Raw genomic sequence first — 15,684 nt, 5'->3', positions numbered from 1 at the left:
GATGGACGTCGGGAGTGACGGGGAGAGCGGACCCAGCTACACCGTCGACGAGCTGGCCGCGCGGGCCGGGGTCACGGTGCGGACCGTGCGGTTCTACGGGACGCGGGGGCTCCTCCCGCCGCCCGTCATCGGGGCGCGCCGGGTCGGGCACTACGGGCCGGGGCATCTGTCGCGGCTCGCGCTCATCGAGGAGCTCCGGCGGCAGGGCATGACCCTGGCCGCGATCGAGCGCTACCTGGAGCAGCTGCCGCCCGACCTCAGCGCGCAGGACCTGGCGATCCACCGCGCCCTGGTGGCCTCCTGGGCCCCCGAGTCGGCCGAGTCCATCACCCGCCGCGAGCTGGAGCGGCGGGCCGGCCGGACGCTGACCGAGCGGGACGTGGACCGGCTGGCGGCGATGGGGGTGCTCGACCGGACCGCCGAGGAGGACACCTTCCGGCTGGACGGGGCCCTGCTGCGGCTCGGTGTCGAGCTGCTGGACGTGCCCATCGAGCACGAGACCATCCTCGCCTCACGCACCGTGCTTCTGGAGCACGCGCGCGCCGCCGCCCAGGAGCTGTCGCGGCTCTTCCGGGACGAGGTGTGGAGCCCGTACCGGGAGAGCGGTGAGGACCCGGACCACCTGAGCGCGATGAGGTCGCTCTCGGCGCACATGCAGCCGATGGTGGTCCAGGCCCTCCTCACGGCCTTCCAGCGCTCGCTGAGCGAGGAGCTGAGGACGGCCTTCCGGGCGCCGTGACGGTCGGCCGGTCCGTGCGGACCGGCCGTGTGCTTCGGCGGGCGCCCGTCAGTCGGTGAAGACCTCGCCCCGCTCGGCCTTCTCCACCAGGAGGGCGGGCGGGGTGAAGCGCTCGCCGTAGGTCTCCGCCAGCTCGCGGGAGCGGGCGACGAAGCCGGCGACACCGCCCTCGTAGCCGTTGACGTACTGGAGCACACCGCCCGTCCAGGCCGGGAAGCCGATGCCCATGATGGAGCCGATGTTGGCGTCGGCGACCGAGGTCAGGACGCCTTCCTCCAGGAGCCGCACGGTGTCCAGGGCCTCGGCGAAGAGCATCCGCTCCTGCATGTCGCGGAACGGGATCTCGTGCCCGGGCCTGGTGAAGTGCTCGCGCAGTCCGGGCCAGAGCTTGCCGCGCCCGCCGTCCTCGCCGTACTCGTAGAAGCCCGCGCCGCCGCTGCGGCCGGGCCGCCCGAACTCGTCGACCATGCGGTCGATGACGGCCTCGCCCGGGTGGCTGACCCAGGTGCCGCCGGCCTCCTCGATCGCGCGCTTCGTCTCGTTGCGGATCTTGCGGGGCAGCGTCAGGGTCAGCTCGTCCATCAGGGAGAGGACCTTGGCGGGGTATCCGGCCTGGGCGGCGGCCTGCTCGACGGAGGCGGGCTCGATGCCCTCGCCGACCATGGCGACACCCTCGTTGATGAAGTGGCCGATCACCCGGGAGGTGAAGAAGCCGCGCGAGTCGTTGACGACGATCGGCGTCTTGTTGATCTGCCGGACCAGGTCGAAGGCGCGGGCGAGTGCCTCGTCGCCGGTCCGCTCGCCCTTGATGATCTCGACGAGCGGCATCTTGTCGACGGGCGAGAAGAAGTGCAGACCGATGAAGTCGCTCTGGCGCTCCACTCCCTCGGCGAGGACGGAGATCGGCAGGGTCGAGGTGTTGGAGCAGAGCAGCGCGTCGGGCTCGACGACGGCCTGGATCTCCTGGAAGACCTTGTGCTTGAGCGCGGTGTCCTCGAAGACCGCCTCGATGACGGCGTCGCAGCCGGCCAGGTCCTGGACGTCGGAGGTCGGGGTGATCCGGGCGAGGAGCGCCTCGGCCTTCTCCTGGGTCGTCCGGCCGCGCTTGACCGCCTTGGCGCAGAGCGCCTCGGAGTACGCCTTGCCCTTCGCGGCGGACTCGGCGGTGACGTCCTTGAGGACGACCTCGATGCCGGCGCGGGCGCAGGAGTACGCGATGCCGGCGCCCATCATGCCCGCGCCGAGGACGGCGACCTTGCGGACCGGGCGGGCCTCGATGCCCTTGGGGCGGCTGGCGCCGGAGTTGACGGCCTGGAGATCGAAGAAGAACGCCTGGATCATGTTCTTCGCGGTCTGCCCGGTGACCAGCTCGGTGAAGTAGCGGCTCTCGATGGTGGCGGCGGTCTCGAAGTCGACCTGGGAGCCCTCCACCGCGGCGGCCATGATGGCGCGCGGCGCCGGGTAGGGCGCACCGCCCAGCTGCTTGCGCAGATTGGCCGGGAAGGCCGGCAGGTTGGCGGCGAACTTCGGGTTCGACGGGGTGCCGCCGGGGATGCGGTAGCCCGGGACGTCCCAGGGCTGCCGGGACTCGGGGTGTCCGTCGATGAAGGCGATGGCCTTGGCCATCATCTCCTCGGGGGTGGCGGCCACCTCGTGCACGAGGCCGCTGTCGAGGGCGCGCTTCGGGGCGTACTGGGTGCCCTGGAGGAGCACCTTGAGCAGGGCGTCGGTGATGCCCATGAGACGGACGGTACGGGTGATGCCGCCGCCGCCCGGCAGCAGACCGAGGGTGACCTCGGGCAGGCCGATCTTGGAACCGGGGGCGTCGAGGGCGACGCGGTGGTGGGAGGCGAGGGCGATCTCGTAGCCGCCGCCCAGCGCGGCGCCGTTGATGGCGGCGACGACGGGCTTGCCGACGGTCTCGATGCGGCGCAGCGCGCTCTTCATCTCCAGCGCGCCGCGGAAGATGTCCTCGGCGTGCTCGGGGCCCGCCTGGACCATGTCCTTGAGGTCGCCGCCGGCGAAGAAGGTCTTCTTCGCGGAGGTGTAGATGATGCCGCGGATGGAGTCCTTCTCGGCCTCCACACGGTCGGCGATCGCGAGGATCGAGGCCCGGAAGGCCTGGTTCATGGTGTTGGCGGACTGGTTCGGGTCGTCGAGGACGAGGGTGACGATCCCGGTCGCGTCCTGCTCCCAGCGGATGGTGGTGCTCTCGCTCATGTCTCTGCTTCTCCGTGGATCCGTGAAGAGGGGTTCGGACGGGACGGTCAGACGCGCTCGACGACGGTGGCGATGCCCATGCCGCCGCCCACGCAGAGGGTGGCCAGGCCGTAGCGCTTGTCCTGTCGCTCCAGCTCGTCGACGAGGGTGCCGAGGATCATCGCGCCGGTGGCGCCGAGCGGGTGGCCGAGCGCGATGGCGCCGCCGTTGACGTTGACCTTGTCCAGGGTGATGCCCATGTCCTTGACGAAGCGCAGGACGACGGCCGCGAAGGCCTCGTTGATCTCGATCAGGTCGATGTCGTCGATGGTGAGGCCGGCCTTGGCGAGGGCCTTGCGGGCGGCCGGGGCGGGGCCCGTCAGCATGATGGTCGGCTCGGAACCGGAGACGGCGGCCGAGACGATCCGGGCGCGGGGGGTCAGCCCGTACCGCTCGCCGACCTCCTTGGAGCCGATGGCGACGAGGGAGGCGCCGTCGACGATGCCGGAGGAGTTGCCGGCGTGGTGGACGTGGTCGATCTCCTCGATCCAGTGGTACTTCTGCAGGGCGACGGCGTCGAAGCCGCCCAGTTCGCCGATGTCGGCGAAGGAGGGCTTGAGCCGGGCGAGGGAGTCGGCGGTGGTGCCGGGGCGCAGGAACTCGTCGTGGTCGAGGACGGTGAGCCCGGCCCGGTCGACGACGGGGACGATCGAGCGGGCGAAGCGGCCGTCCTTGACGGCGGCGGCGGCGCGTTCCTGGGAGAGGGCCGCGTACTCGTCGACGTCGCGGCGGGTGAAGCCCTCGATGGTGGCGATCAGGTCGGCGCCGATGCCCTGCGGGACGAAGTTGGTCTCCAGGTTGGTCATCGGGTCGGCGAACCAGGCGCCGCCGTCGGAGGCCATCGGCACCCGGGACATGGACTCGACGCCGCCGGCGAGGACCAGGTCCTCCCAGCCGGAGCGGATCTTCATCGCGGCCATGTTGACCGCTTCCAGGCCCGAGGCACAGAAGCGGTTCTCCTGGACGCCGGCGACGGTGTCGGGGAGTCCGGCGGCGATCGCGGCGATCCGGGCGATGTCGGAGCCCTGGTCGCCGACGGGGCCGACGACGCCGAGGACGATGTCGTCGATGGCGGCCGGGTCGAGGTCGGGGTTCCGGGTCTGGATCTCCCGGATGAGGCCGACGACCAGGTCGATCGGCTTGGTGCCGTGCAGGGAGCCATTGGCCTTGCCGCGTCCGCGCGGGGTGCGGATCGCGTCGTACACGTACGCTTCGGTGCTCACGGGAAGCCTTTCGCGAGGGATGAGGGTGGGGAGCGGCGGGAGGGGCCGGTGGTCAGCCGAGGAGGGAACGGCCGATGATCTCCTTCATGATCTCGGTGGTCCCGCCGTAGATGGTCTGGATCCGGCCGTCGGTGTAGGCGCGGGCGACCGGGAATTCGCTCATGTAGCCGTAACCGCCGTGCAGTTGCAGACAGCGGTCGGCGACGCGCTTCTGGAGTTCGGTCGCCCACCACTTGGCCATGGAGGCGTGGACGGCGTCGAGGCCGCCCTCGGTGTGCTCGGTGATGCAGCGGTCGACGAAGGTCCGTGTGACGGCGCACTCGGTGGCCATCTCCGCGATCTCGAAGCGGATGTGCTGGAGCCGGGCGAGGGGACGCCCGAAGGCCTCGCGCTCCTTCACGTACCGGGTGGTGATCTCCAGGAGGTGCTCGGCGCCCGCGATGCCGGCGACGGCGATGGCGAGGCGCTCCTGCGCGAGGTTGGTCATGAGGTGCAGGAAGGCGCCGTTGAGCTCGCCGAGCAGGTTCTCCTTGGGGACGCGGACGTCCTTGAAGAAGAGTTCGGCGGTGTCCTGGGACTTCTGGCCGATCTTGTCGAGGTTGCGGCCGCGCTCGAAGCCCTCGGCACCGCGCTCGACGACGAGGAGCGAGAGGCCGTGCGCGCCGCCCTCGGGGGTGGTGCGGGCGACGACGATCACCAGGTCGGCGAGGATGCCGTTGGAGATGAAGGTCTTGGATCCGTTGAGGATCCAGTGGTCGCCGTGGTCCTCGGCGGTCGTACGGATGCCCTGGAGGTCCGAACCGGCGCCGGGCTCCGTCATGGCGATGGCGGTGACGAGCTCGCCGGAGCAGAAGCCGGGCAGCCAGCGCCGCTTCTGCTCCTCGGTGCCGAGCGAGGTGAGGTACGGGCCGATGATGTCGTTGTGCAGGCCGATGGCGAGTCCGGGGGCGCCGGCCCGGGTGAACTCCTCGGCGAGGACGGCCCCGTAGCGGAAGTCGGGGTTGCCGCCGCCTCCGTACTCCTCGTCGACGGCGAGGCCGAGCAGCCCCTGGCGTCCGGCGGCGAGCCAGGCCTCGCGGGCGACGATGCCGTCCTTCTCCCACTGCGCGTAGTGCGGCAGCACCTCCTTGTCGAGGAAGGTGCGGACGGTGGCCCGGAAAGCCTCGTGGTCGGCGGTGTAGAGCTGGCGCTTCATGCTTCGGTCTCCTGGGTCTGGGTCGGGCTGCCGAGCGCGGGTACGGCCCAGTCGCGGGCGACCTCGGCGGTGTCGGCACCGGGCAGGGCGGGGCCCGTCCGGAGAGTGCCGGGGGTGACGGAGAAGCGGGGTGCGGGGGCGGGCTGGGCGATTCCGCCGTGCTCGGTGAAGGTGGCGCGGGCGGCGAGATGGGGGTGGGACGGGGCTTCGCGCAGGGAGAGGACGGGGGCGACGCAGGCGTCGCTGCCCTCGAAGACGGCGGTCCACTCCTCGCGGGTACGGCTCCGGAAGCGGTCGGCGACGGCCTCGCGGAGTTCGGGCCAGCGGGCGAGGTCGCGGCGGGCGGGGGCGGTCTCCTCGACGCCGAGGAGGCGGACGAACTCGGCGTAGAACCGCTCTTCCAGGGCACCGACCGCCATGTGGCCGCCGTCGGAGGTCTCGTAGACGCCGTAGAAGGGGCAGCCGCCGTCGAGGAGGTTGACGCCCCGGCGGTCCTGCCAGCCGCCGGCCGCGAGCATGCCGTGGATCATGGTGGTGAGGTGGGCGGTGCCGTCGACGATCGCGGCGTCGACGACCTGGCCCTCGCCGTGCGCGCGGGCGTGCTGGAGGGCGGCGAGGACGCCGATGACGAGGTAGAGGGAGCCGCCCGCGTAGTCGCCGACGAGGTTGGCGGGGACGGTGGGCGGGCCGTCCGGGTCGGGACCGATCATGCCGAGGGCGCCGGTGACGGCGATGTAGCCGATGTCGTGTCCGGCGGTGGTGGCGAGCGGTCCGTCCTGGCCCCAGCCGGTCATCCGTCCGTACACGAGGCGCGGATTGCGGGCGAGGCAGGCGTCGGGGCCGACGCCGAGGCGTTCGGCGACGCCGGGCCGGTAGCCCTCGATCAGGATGTCGGCGCGGGCGACGAGGTCGAGGACGGTCGCGGGGCCGTCCTCGGCCTTGAGGTCGACGAGGACGGAGCGCTTGTTGCGGTTGGTGAGGTCGCGCGCCGGGTCGATGCCTAGACCGGGGCCGCCGGGGCGGTCGACACGGACGACGTCGGCGCCGAGGTCGGCGAGGAGCATCGCGGCGAAGGGGCCGGGTCCGATGCCGGCGAGTTCGACCACGCGTACTCCGGTGAGCGGGCCGTTCCCGGCGCTGTGCGTCGTGCTCATCGAGCCCCCAGGCGTGTATGACACCAATGATGTAACACCGGAGATGCTAGGAACGTGTTCCACTCGGCACAAGCCCCCCGGCCGAGCAAGCGCTTGGAAATTCCCGGCGGGGCGTGAGTGGGGTAACCGGGGGTAGGGCGACAACGGAGCACGGCGGAGGACCCGCTATCCTCCGCCGACGACAAGATCCGCGCACGGCGGCGCGGCACGGCCGAAATGAGGGGCTGGATGGACACAGGGGCGGGCGTGGGGCGCGAGCCGGAGGCCGGACGGACGGCGGACGGCCGCACCGGGGCCGGACGGGAGAGCGCGCCGGAGAGCGACAGGGAGGCCCGGGCGGAGAGCGGGGCCCGGACCTACGACGTCGTCCTCTTCGGGGCGACCGGAATCGTGGGCGAGCTCACCGCCGCCTATCTGGCCGAGCACGCCCCGGCGGAGTGCCGCTGGGCCCTCGCGGGACGCAGCACGGCCGGGCTCACCGCCCTGCGCGAGCGGCTCACCGCCCGCTGGCCGCACTGCGCCGATCTGCCTCTCGTCGTCGCCGACGCCGGGGACCCCGGCTCACTGCGTGAACTCGCCGAGTCCACCAGGGTGGTGGCGACCACGGTCGGCCCCTACGTCTGGTACGGCGACGGGCTCGTCGGCGCCTGCGCGGAGGCCGGCACGGACTACCTGGACCTGACCGGCGAGGCCGAGTTCGTCGACCTGACGTACGTGCGGCACGACGCGCGCGCCCGGGAGACCGGCGCCCGGATCGTGCACGCCTGCGGTTTCGACTCCGTCCCGCACGACCTGGGCGTGTACTTCACCGTTCAGCAGCTCCCGGAGGACGTCCCGCTCCGGGTGGACGGCTTCGTCCGGGCCGGGGCCGCCTTCTCCGGCGGCACGTTCGCGTCCGCGCTGACCGCGCTCGGCCGGGGGCGGGAGATCCTGCGGGCCGCGCGCGAACGACGCCTGTACGAGCCGCGATTGGTGGGCCGACGGGCTCGCGCACCCCTGGGCGGACCGCGGTTCAGCCGGGAGACGGGGACGTGGGCACTGCCGCTGCCGACGCTCGACCCGCAGGTCGTGGCCCGCTCGGCCGCGGCCCTCGACCGGTACGGACCGGACTTCCGCTACCGGCACTACGCCTCCGTGAAGACGCTACCGATGGCCCTCGGGGGCGCCACGGCGGCCGGGGTGGGCGTGGCGGCGGCCCAACTCCCCTCGGTCCGCTCCTGGTTGATGGACCGCTATCGGGCGGGCGAGGGCCCCTCCGCAGAGCGCCGGTCGCGCAGCTGGTTCTCCGTGCGCTTCGTCGGCGAGGGCGGTGGCCGTCGGGTCTTCACCGAGGTGTCGGGCGGCGACCCGGGGTACGACGAGACGGCGAAGATGCTCGCCGAGTCGGCCCTCAGCCTCGCCTTCGACCCGCTGCCGAAGACGGCCGGACAGGTGACGACGGCGGCGGCGATGGGAGACGCGCTCATCGACCGGCTCCGGGCGGCGGGCATCCGCTTCCGGGTGGCGCACCGGGGCTAGGCCGTCTCTTCCGGAAGAGACGAACCAGGTCGTATCAGGACGAACCGACCCAGGTGGTCGCCTTCGGATCGCGCCGGTCCAGCCCGCGGCGGCGCGGGTCCGGCACGATCCGGAGGAGACGACCCGAGCGACGTCGCCCGCCGGTCCGGGTGGGATCAGGGCATGACGAGACGGAAGGGGTGACCGGCAGGGTCGGCGTAGACACGCCAGGCCGCGTCGGCACCCCCGTCGTCGAGCGGTACGGCCCCGAGGGCGAGGACGTCCTCATGGGCGACGTCCAGGTCGTCGACCCGCACGTCGAGGTGGAACTGCTGCTCGGGCGCGCCCCAGACGGGCGACCGGTGGTCGGCCACGCTCTGGAAGGCGAGGACGGGGCCCTCGTCGCCGAGCAGCACCGCGGATCCCTCACCGACGGCCCACCGGGGGTACGGGCTCTCCACCTCTCCGCCGATCAGCTTCCGGTAGAAGTGGGCGAGGTCCCAGGCGTCGGGGCAGTCGAGCACGAGGCACCGCAGCCGCCCGATCACTCCGGGGTCCCGTCGACGAGGACGGAAGGCACAGCGCGGACCCGGGCCGGGGCGGGGAGCCCGGCACCGAAGAGGGTCCGATTCGGGCCGCGCCCGGCGGAACGCGACGGAACGGAAAGGGGTGTTGTCATGAACCCCACTCTGCCGCGCGGGCCGAGGGGCCGGTATCCGTACAGGTACTCAGCTCGTCACGGGTACTCAGCCGGTACTGAGTGCGTCCCCCCTCCCGACGAGCCCGGAACCCGCCCAATCCGGAGGGATCCTGACGGGATGTCCGAGACGCCCGCACGCTTCAGGCGTCACCTCGCGCCTCGTTCAGGGCGTGGCGGCAGAGGGAGTCCGCGTGGCGGGTGGTCTCGGGGATGCGGTACCGGGGTGCGAGGTGGAGGGTGTGGGCGCAGGCGTTGGCGAGGGAGACCCGGTGGCCGACGGAGACGAAGACCGGCTTCACCCCGGCCCGGGTGCGCAGCGCCCGCCCCACCTCCTCTCCGGCGGCCAGGAGCGGGGCGAAGTCGCCTCGTGCCGGGCCGGGTTGCTCGTACGTGAAGGTGAAGGGGTTCTTCGCGACACCGATGGACGGCCGGCCGGTGAGGACACCGAGATGGCTGGCGAGTCCGAAGCGACGGGGGTGGGCGATGCCGTAGCCGTCGCAGACGAGCAGGCCGGGGTCGGTGGTCAGCCTGTCGAGCGCGGCGAGCACCGTCGGGATCTCCCGGAAGGCGAGGAGCCCGGGGACATAGGGGAACGAGACCCGGCCGACGGCCGTGGCCCGCTCGACCACCTCCAGGGTCCGCGCGTCGAGGACGACGGCCGCCGCCGCGACGAGATCGCGCTCGTCGTCGTAGGCCACGTCGAGGCCCGTCACGTGCCCCTCGCCGACCTCCGGGCCCTCCTCGTCGCGTACGAGGCGCCCGCACAGCTCCGCCTGGACGGCCCGGGCGGCGGTCTCGTCGGCGGGCCAGCCCGCCGGAATCTCGATGATCGTCATGATGCGGGCCACCCTATGGTCGCCCGTGCGGCGGCTCCCAGCCCCGTGCCGCCTCGGCCGTGGGGCGGTGCGCGGCGACAGGGGCGGGCCGGGGCCCGGCGAGGGGCGGTCCGACGGCTGGGACGCCTCGTCGGCGTCCGGCCGGCGCCGGTAGCCTGGCGATCATGTTCGTACTGGAATTGACCTACACCGCGCCCGTCGAGCGGGTCGACGCACTGCTCGACGCCCACATCGAGTGGCTCGACGCGCAGTACGCCGCGGGTGTCTTCGTCGCCTCGGGGCGGAAGAACCCGCGCGACGGCGGGGTGATCCTGGCCGCCGGGGTCGACCGCACGGAGATCGAGAAGATCGCGGCGGCCGACCCGTTCAGCGTCGAGGGAGTCTGCGTGTACCGGATCACGGAGTTCTACGCGACCAAGACGGCCGACGGACTCGCCGCGTACCGGGAGCAGCTCCCCTCCTGACTACCGGCCGAGCCGGGCGATCCTGCCCTTCTCGCCCGAGGCCCAGCAGGAGCCGTCGGGCGTGCAGTCCACCGTGTCGTACGAGCCGGTGTCGACCGTGCGCCAGGTGCGGCCGCCGTCGGTGGTCAGGTCCGTGCCCGTCGGGCCGACGGCGAGCGCCGCGTTCCTGCTGTGCGGCAGCCAGGCGACGCCGGAGCGGTACGCGGGCGGGGGGGTGGCCGAAGCGCGCCAGGTGCGGCCCCCGTCGCCGGTGACCGCTCCGGCCTGCGGGGACGGCTGGTCCTTGCGGTAGTCGCCGCCGACGGCGATGCCGTGTGCGCGGTCGCGGAACGCGAGGCCGAAGACGCCCCGGGCCGGGTCCCCGGCCGGGATCGGCGAGATGGTGGCGGTCCAGGTCAGCCCCCGGTCGGCGGAGTGGAGCACGCGCGCGGTGGCCCCGCCGCCCGTCGCCAGCCAGACGTCCCGGGGACCGGCCGAGACCAGGCACTGGCCGCTCGCCGCGAAGCCCGCCTCGCCGGGCAGCGCGTCCGGCATCCCGGCGTTCGGCAGCACCTTCCAGGAGCGGCCGCCGTCGCGGGTGGAGAGGATGCGGTACTTCCCGTCGACCGGGTCGCTCATGGCGAGTCCGTGCCGCCGGTCGAAGAAGGTCATGCAGTCGTAGAAGGCGCGCGGATCGGTGTTGCGGAAGGACTCGGTCCAGGTGGCTCCGCCGTCCTCGGTGCGCAGCACGCGCGAGGCCTCGCCCTCACCGATGGCGAGGACGACGGCCCGGCGGGCGTCGAAGGCCTCCACATCGCGGAACTCCAGCTCGGCCGCGCCCGGCGGTGAGACGTTTCGCCAGCTCCGGCCGCCGTCGGTGGTCCGCAGGACCGTGCCCTTGGAGCCGGCGGCCCAGGCGGTTCGGCGGTCGACGGGCGCGAGGCCGCGGAAGCGGGCGTCGGTGCCGGTCGGCGTCAGCTGCCAGCCCGCCGTGTTCGTGCCGGCCGCCGCCGCGGGGGTCTCCCCGGCTCGCGCGGGCGCCGCCAGGGTCAGCGCGAGCGCCGCCCCGATCAGTCCCACCGACATCATTCGTCTCGTGTTCCCCATGGACGTCATGGCGCCGGAAGCTAGTGCCCCCGGCCCCTCCCCGTCCAGGGTGCGTCCCCCGCCGGGCGTTCCTAGGCTGGATGCCATGACCGACCGTACGAGCGAGCGGACGCCCGACGAGACGCCGAAGCTCAAGGAGTACGAGGGCGAGGGCATCACCGTCACCTTCGAGCCGCGCCGGTGTCTGCACGCGGCCGAGTGCGTCCACGAGCTGCCCGAGGTCTTCGATCTCTCCCGGCGCCCGTGGGTGCTGCCCGACGCAGCCGAGGCCGGTCTGGTGGCGGAGGTCGTCCGTCGTTGCCCCTCCGGGGCGCTGCAGTACCACCCGGCGGACGGCTCCGTCGAGCATCCCGACTCCCCCACCTCCGTCCGCCGGACGCCGTCCGGCCGGCTCGTGGTGCGCGGGGACCTGCTCGTGAGCGGCGAGCTCGGCGACCGGCACGAGACACGGGTGGTGCTCTGCGGCCGCGGAGCCTCCGGAAACCAGCCGTACTGCGACCGCTCCGGTCCCTGCGCCGAGCCGGACGACGACGTGCCCGAAGCACGCTGACCTCTTCCGGCACCGCTCCGACCTGCGGCGATCCCTTCGGCCCGGCGCGGGGCGCGGCCCTTCGACGCGGCCGTGACGCAGCTCACGCACATCCGGAGTGCACGTTCCGGGTCCGCCGCTCGTCTTGTCAGGTGTCAGGTGCCCTGGTGTCGGGGAGACGCACAGGATCCAGCCCGTGTGAAAGGAGCCGGTCGTGTCCGCCGTCATCGAGCAGGCCGTCCAGGCCCGTCTGGTCGCATCCGCTCCGCGGATGGAGACCGTCCCCGCCACCCTGCGGTACGACCGCGAGGACCCCTACGCCGTGAGCATGGCGTTCCCTCCTCCGGCGACCCTGGAGGGTGTCGAGGTCTCCTGGGCCTTCGCGCGGGAACTGCTCGTCCAGGGCGTCGAGCGACCGGCCGGTGTCGGGGACGTACGCCTGCGTCCGTACGGCTACGACCGGACGGTGGTGGAGTTCCACGCTCCCGAGGGGGTGGCCATGGTCCACGTCAGGACCTCGGAGCTGCGCCGCTTCCTGGAGCGCTCGCAGCACCTGGTGCCCGCGGGCCGTGAGCACCAGTACCTGGACTGGGACCAGGACCTCGCCGAGCTGCTGCGCGACCGGCCGTAGCCACTAAATCGTTTGCCGCCCTCCCGAGCCCCGGCGTACGGTCTGTCCTGACCTTGTCGTCACCTGATCGGAGAAGGACGTTGCTCGTCTGAGGTTGCGAGACACCGTGCCGCGCGTGCCCCCTGTGCCGCGTGTGCCGTTCTCGACCTCGGCGTACGAGCCGTTCCTCCGACTGCCCGCGCCCCGGTGTCTCCACGCGTTCGCATCTCTTCACGCTCGCGCTCACGCATTCGGGAGGCCCCCATGGCGCATCACCCCACGTTCATCACCTGCACCGCTCTCTCCTTCTCCTGGCCCGACGGCACAGAGGTCCTCGACGACTTCCGGCTCACGGTCGGCCCCGGCCGCACCGGGCTCGTCGGGCTGAACGGCTCCGGCAAGTCCACGCTCCTGAAGCTGATCGCGGGCGAACTGGCCCCGGCCTCCGGCACGGTCCGGGTCACCGGCGAACTCGGCTACCTCCCCCAGAACGTGGTGCTGGACACCTCACGACGGGTGGACGAGATCCTCGGCATCGCCGCGAAGCGGGCCGCCCTGCACGCCATCGAGGCGGGCGACCCCGCGGAGGAGCACTTCACCGCCCTCGCCGACGACTGGGACGTGGAGGAGCGGGCCCGCGCCACCCTCGACCAGCTCGGGCTCGGCGCCGTCGGTCTCGACCGGACCGTCGGCGAGGTCTCGGGCGGCGAGTCGGTGCTGCTGCGCCTCGCGGCGCTGCTGCTCGCCCGGCCCGACGTCCTGCTGCTCGACGAGCCGACGAACAACCTGGACCGGTACGCCCGCGCACGGCTGTACGAGGCGGTGGAGAGCTGGTCGGGCGTCCTGGTCGTGGTCAGCCACGACCGTGAACTCCTGGAGCTCGTCGATCAGATCGCCGATCTGCGGGACGGCTCCGTCGCCTGGTACGGCGGCGCCTGGTCCGCCTACGAGGAGGCACTCGCCGCCGAACAGGAGGCCGCGGAAAGGATGGTGCGGGTCGCGGAGGCCGACGTTCAGCGCCAGAAGCGGGAACTCGCCGACTCCCAGATGAAGTTGGCCCGCCGGAAACGGTACGGACAGAAGAGCTTCGAGAACAAGGTCGTCCCGAAGATCGTGGCGAACAACCGCAGGAGCGAGGCCCAGGTCTCGGCCGGCAAGCACAAGGCGCTGCACACCGAGCGCCTCTCGGAGGCCCGGGAGCGGCTGGACGCGGCGGTCGAGGCGGTGCGGGACGACGACGAGATCCGGGTCGAGCTGCCGCGCACCTCGGTGCCGCCGGGCCGCGAGGTGCTGTTCCTGCGGGACCTGGAGCTGCGGTACGGGGCGCGGGTGGCCGGCACGTTCGAACTGCGCGGGCCGGAGCGGATCGCACTGGTCGGCAGGAACGGCGCCGGGAAGACGACCCTGCTGCGGACGATCGCAGGGGAGGTCGAGCCGCTCTCGGGCGAGACGGAGACCCGGGTGCCGCTCCGCTTCCTGCCGCAGCGGCTCGACGTCCTCGACGACGGGCTGAGCGTGGTGGAGAACGTGGCCCGGTTCGCGCCCACGGCGACGGCGAACGCGATCAGGGCCCGGCTGGCACGGTTCCTCTTCCGGGGAGCGCGGGCGGATCAGCCCGCCGGCACCCTCTCGGGCGGGGAGCGTTTCCGGGCGGCGCTCGCGGCGCTGCTCCTGGCGGAGCCGGCTCCGCAGCTGCTCGTGCTGGACGAGCCGACGAACAACCTGGACATGGCGTCGGTACGGAAGCTGACGGCGGCCCTCGACGCCTACGAGGGGGCGCTGATCGTGGCGAGCCACGACGTGACGTTCCTGGAGTCGCTGGGGATCACCCGCTGGCTGCTGCTCGACGGTGAGCTGCGGCCGACGACGGCGGAGGAGGTACGGGGGGCGGCGCCGAGCCGTCGATAGCCCCTAGCCCCCCTGGGCGCGTACGGCTCCGAGCCGGAGACAGCTCCCGGAGCACGGACGGAGACAGCCCGCGGAGCACGGGCGGGGGCGACTCTCCGGAGCACGGACGGGGGCGGGTCTTCGGCCCTCCGTGCGCGTCGACATCCGCGACCGTCGCTGCCGCACGCCACGGCCGCGGCGGCCGCGGACCTCCGCGGTGGGGGCCGGCGCCGCCGGCCCTCCACTCCGCGGTCGTGTATCTGCTCTGCGTAGTCGGCCGGACGCCTGTCGACGGGCACCCGGTACGTGACCTGCGTCTCCGGCGCCTGGCCCGAGCAGCGCACATAACGGAACGTAACCGGACATCGCCGGGACGGGCTTGGCCGACGCCTTACGGAGCCTTAACCTACGGTCTCGTAACCTACGAATCCGTAGGTACGCCCGTATGTCCCCTCTCCGTCCCCAGGAGTCCCCGTGACGCTCACCTCTCCCCACCTCGGCAGCTCGACAGGGTGGACCGACGCGCGGCTGCTCTACGCGCTGGAAGAGGTCGTGGAGAAGGAGCTCAACCGCCACCTCAAGGTCACCAAGGACTGGATGCCGCACGAGTACGTGCCCTGGTCCGACGCCCGCAACTTCCCCGGCTTCTTCGAGGACGGCGAGGCCTGGGACCCGGCGCAGTCCAAGGTGACCGACATCGGCAAGATCGCCCTCGTGGTCAACCTGCTCACCGAGGACAACCTCCCGAGCTACCACCACGAGATCGCCAGCCTCTTCGGCCGCGACGGCGCCTGGGGCACCTGGGTGCACCGCTGGACCGCCGAGGAGGGCCGCCACGGCATCGTGATGCGCGACTACCTCCTCGCCTCGCGCGCCGTCGACCCGGACAAGCTGGAGCAGTTCCGGATGGCGCACATGAGCGAGGGCTTCGAGTCCGACAACCGGCACTCGATGCTGCACTCCGTGGCGTACGTCGCCTTCCAGGAGCTCGCCACCCGCATCTCGCACCGCAACACCGGCCACCAGTCCGGCGACCCGGTCTGCGACCGGATGCTGGCGCGTATCGCCACCGACGAGAACCTGCACATGGTCTTCTACCGCAACCTGCTGGGCGCGGCCTTCGAGCTCGCCCCCGACCTGACCATGCAGGCCGTGCGGGACGTCGTGGTCAACTTCCGGATGCCCGGACACGGCATGCCCGGCTTCGAGCGGGCGGCGGCGCAGATGGCGATCGGCGAGATCTACAACATGCGCATCCACCACGACGACGTGCTCCAGCCCGTCCTCCGCTTCCTGAAGGTCCTCCAGATCGAGGGCCTCGGGCCGGAGGGTCTGCAGGCGCAGGAGGAGCTGGGTCTGTACATGAACGGCCTGGACTCCGAGGCGAGCAAGTTCGACGAGAAGCTCGCCGCCCGCAAGGCGCGGATGGCCGCGCGCGCGGCCGGCTGAGCGACTCTGCCGGTCACTGGACGACGAGACGGGCGCGGCAGGCTGTGATCAGCCTG

Annotated in this window: 14 protein-coding genes; 7 read left to right on the top strand and 7 right to left on the bottom strand. The window is 72.4% G+C overall.

The window, feature by feature from the left end:
* The first annotated feature begins 1 nt into the window (after position 1).
* On the top strand, positions 2 to 739 hold the full coding sequence (locus IE311_RS17385; RefSeq protein WP_189832611.1) for a MerR family transcriptional regulator: 738 nt from the start codon (positions 2 to 4) through the stop codon (positions 737 to 739).
* 48 nt (positions 740 to 787) lie between these two features.
* On the opposite strand, the gene IE311_RS17380 is transcribed toward IE311_RS17385, so the two are convergent.
* Genes IE311_RS17380 through IE311_RS17365 form a run of 4 tightly spaced genes read right to left on the bottom strand, consistent with a single transcriptional unit; the run spans position 788 to position 6,570 of the window.
* Positions 788 to 2,959 (bottom strand): 3-hydroxyacyl-CoA dehydrogenase NAD-binding domain-containing protein, encoded by a 2,172-nt coding sequence (locus tag IE311_RS17380; protein WP_189832610.1) that lies wholly within the window; start codon positions 2,957 to 2,959, stop codon positions 788 to 790.
* 47 nt (positions 2,960 to 3,006) lie between these two features.
* Complete coding sequence (locus tag IE311_RS17375) at positions 3,007 to 4,221, bottom strand: acetyl-CoA C-acetyltransferase (protein ID WP_189832609.1); 1,215 nt, start codon at positions 4,219 to 4,221, stop codon at positions 3,007 to 3,009.
* 52 nt (positions 4,222 to 4,273) lie between these two features.
* Positions 4,274 to 5,416 (bottom strand): acyl-CoA dehydrogenase family protein, encoded by a 1,143-nt coding sequence (locus IE311_RS17370; RefSeq protein ID WP_189832608.1) that lies wholly within the window; start codon positions 5,414 to 5,416, stop codon positions 4,274 to 4,276.
* Positions 5,413 to 6,570 (bottom strand): CaiB/BaiF CoA transferase family protein, encoded by a 1,158-nt coding sequence (locus tag IE311_RS17365; protein ID WP_189832607.1) that lies wholly within the window; start codon positions 6,568 to 6,570, stop codon positions 5,413 to 5,415. Before IE311_RS17365 ends, IE311_RS17370 begins: the two co-directional genes overlap by 4 nt.
* Positions 6,571 to 6,798: 228 nt before the next feature.
* Between IE311_RS17365 and IE311_RS17360 the strand changes: the two genes are divergently transcribed.
* A complete protein-coding gene (locus tag IE311_RS17360) occupies positions 6,799 to 8,088 on the top strand; it encodes a saccharopine dehydrogenase family protein (protein ID WP_189832606.1) in 1,290 nt (429 codons plus the stop codon).
* Between the two features lie 155 nt (positions 8,089 to 8,243).
* Here the strand turns inward: IE311_RS17360 and IE311_RS17355 are convergent, their stop codons facing one another.
* Both IE311_RS17355 and IE311_RS17350 read right to left on the bottom strand, forming a co-directional pair.
* Entirely contained in the window at positions 8,244 to 8,615 is a 372-nt protein-coding gene (locus IE311_RS17355) for a VOC family protein (RefSeq protein ID WP_189832605.1), read from the bottom strand.
* Between the two features lie 292 nt (positions 8,616 to 8,907).
* Positions 8,908 to 9,603, bottom strand: a complete 696-nt coding sequence (locus IE311_RS17350; RefSeq protein ID WP_189832604.1) for an endonuclease V — start codon at positions 9,601 to 9,603, stop codon at positions 8,908 to 8,910.
* Between the two features lie 164 nt (positions 9,604 to 9,767).
* Here IE311_RS17350 and IE311_RS17345 point away from each other — a divergent pair, with 164 nt between their 5' ends.
* Complete coding sequence (locus IE311_RS17345) at positions 9,768 to 10,067, top strand: YciI family protein (RefSeq protein WP_189832603.1); 300 nt, start codon at positions 9,768 to 9,770, stop codon at positions 10,065 to 10,067.
* Here the strand turns inward: IE311_RS17345 and IE311_RS17340 are convergent, their stop codons facing one another.
* The gene (locus IE311_RS17340) at positions 10,068 to 11,162 is read right to left on the bottom strand and encodes a WD40/YVTN/BNR-like repeat-containing protein (RefSeq protein ID WP_373313887.1); all 1,095 of its coding nucleotides are present in this window, start codon (positions 11,160 to 11,162) and stop codon (positions 10,068 to 10,070) included.
* 76 nt (positions 11,163 to 11,238) lie between these two features.
* Here IE311_RS17340 and IE311_RS17335 point away from each other — a divergent pair, with 76 nt between their 5' ends.
* From IE311_RS17335 to IE311_RS17320, 4 genes are all read left to right on the top strand, one after another.
* Positions 11,239 to 11,703 (top strand): (4Fe-4S)-binding protein, encoded by a 465-nt coding sequence (locus IE311_RS17335; protein ID WP_189832602.1) that lies wholly within the window; start codon positions 11,239 to 11,241, stop codon positions 11,701 to 11,703.
* A gap of 193 nt (positions 11,704 to 11,896) precedes the next feature.
* The gene (ssgD, locus tag IE311_RS17330) at positions 11,897 to 12,313 is read left to right on the top strand and encodes a spore wall synthesis regulator SsgD (protein WP_189832601.1); all 417 of its coding nucleotides are present in this window, start codon (positions 11,897 to 11,899) and stop codon (positions 12,311 to 12,313) included.
* A gap of 243 nt (positions 12,314 to 12,556) precedes the next feature.
* Complete coding sequence (locus IE311_RS17325) at positions 12,557 to 14,200, top strand: ABC-F family ATP-binding cassette domain-containing protein (protein WP_189832600.1); 1,644 nt, start codon at positions 12,557 to 12,559, stop codon at positions 14,198 to 14,200.
* Positions 14,201 to 14,653: 453 nt separating this feature from the next.
* Positions 14,654 to 15,628 (top strand): acyl-ACP desaturase, encoded by a 975-nt coding sequence (locus tag IE311_RS17320; protein WP_189832599.1) that lies wholly within the window; start codon positions 14,654 to 14,656, stop codon positions 15,626 to 15,628.
* The last annotated feature ends 56 nt before the right edge of the window (positions 15,629 to 15,684 follow it).

It is taken from the genome of Streptomyces zaomyceticus (assembly GCF_014656215.1).
Classification (GTDB): Bacteria; Actinomycetota; Actinomycetes; order Streptomycetales; family Streptomycetaceae; genus Streptomyces; species Streptomyces zaomyceticus.
This window is presented reverse-complemented; position numbering and strand designations above follow the sequence as displayed.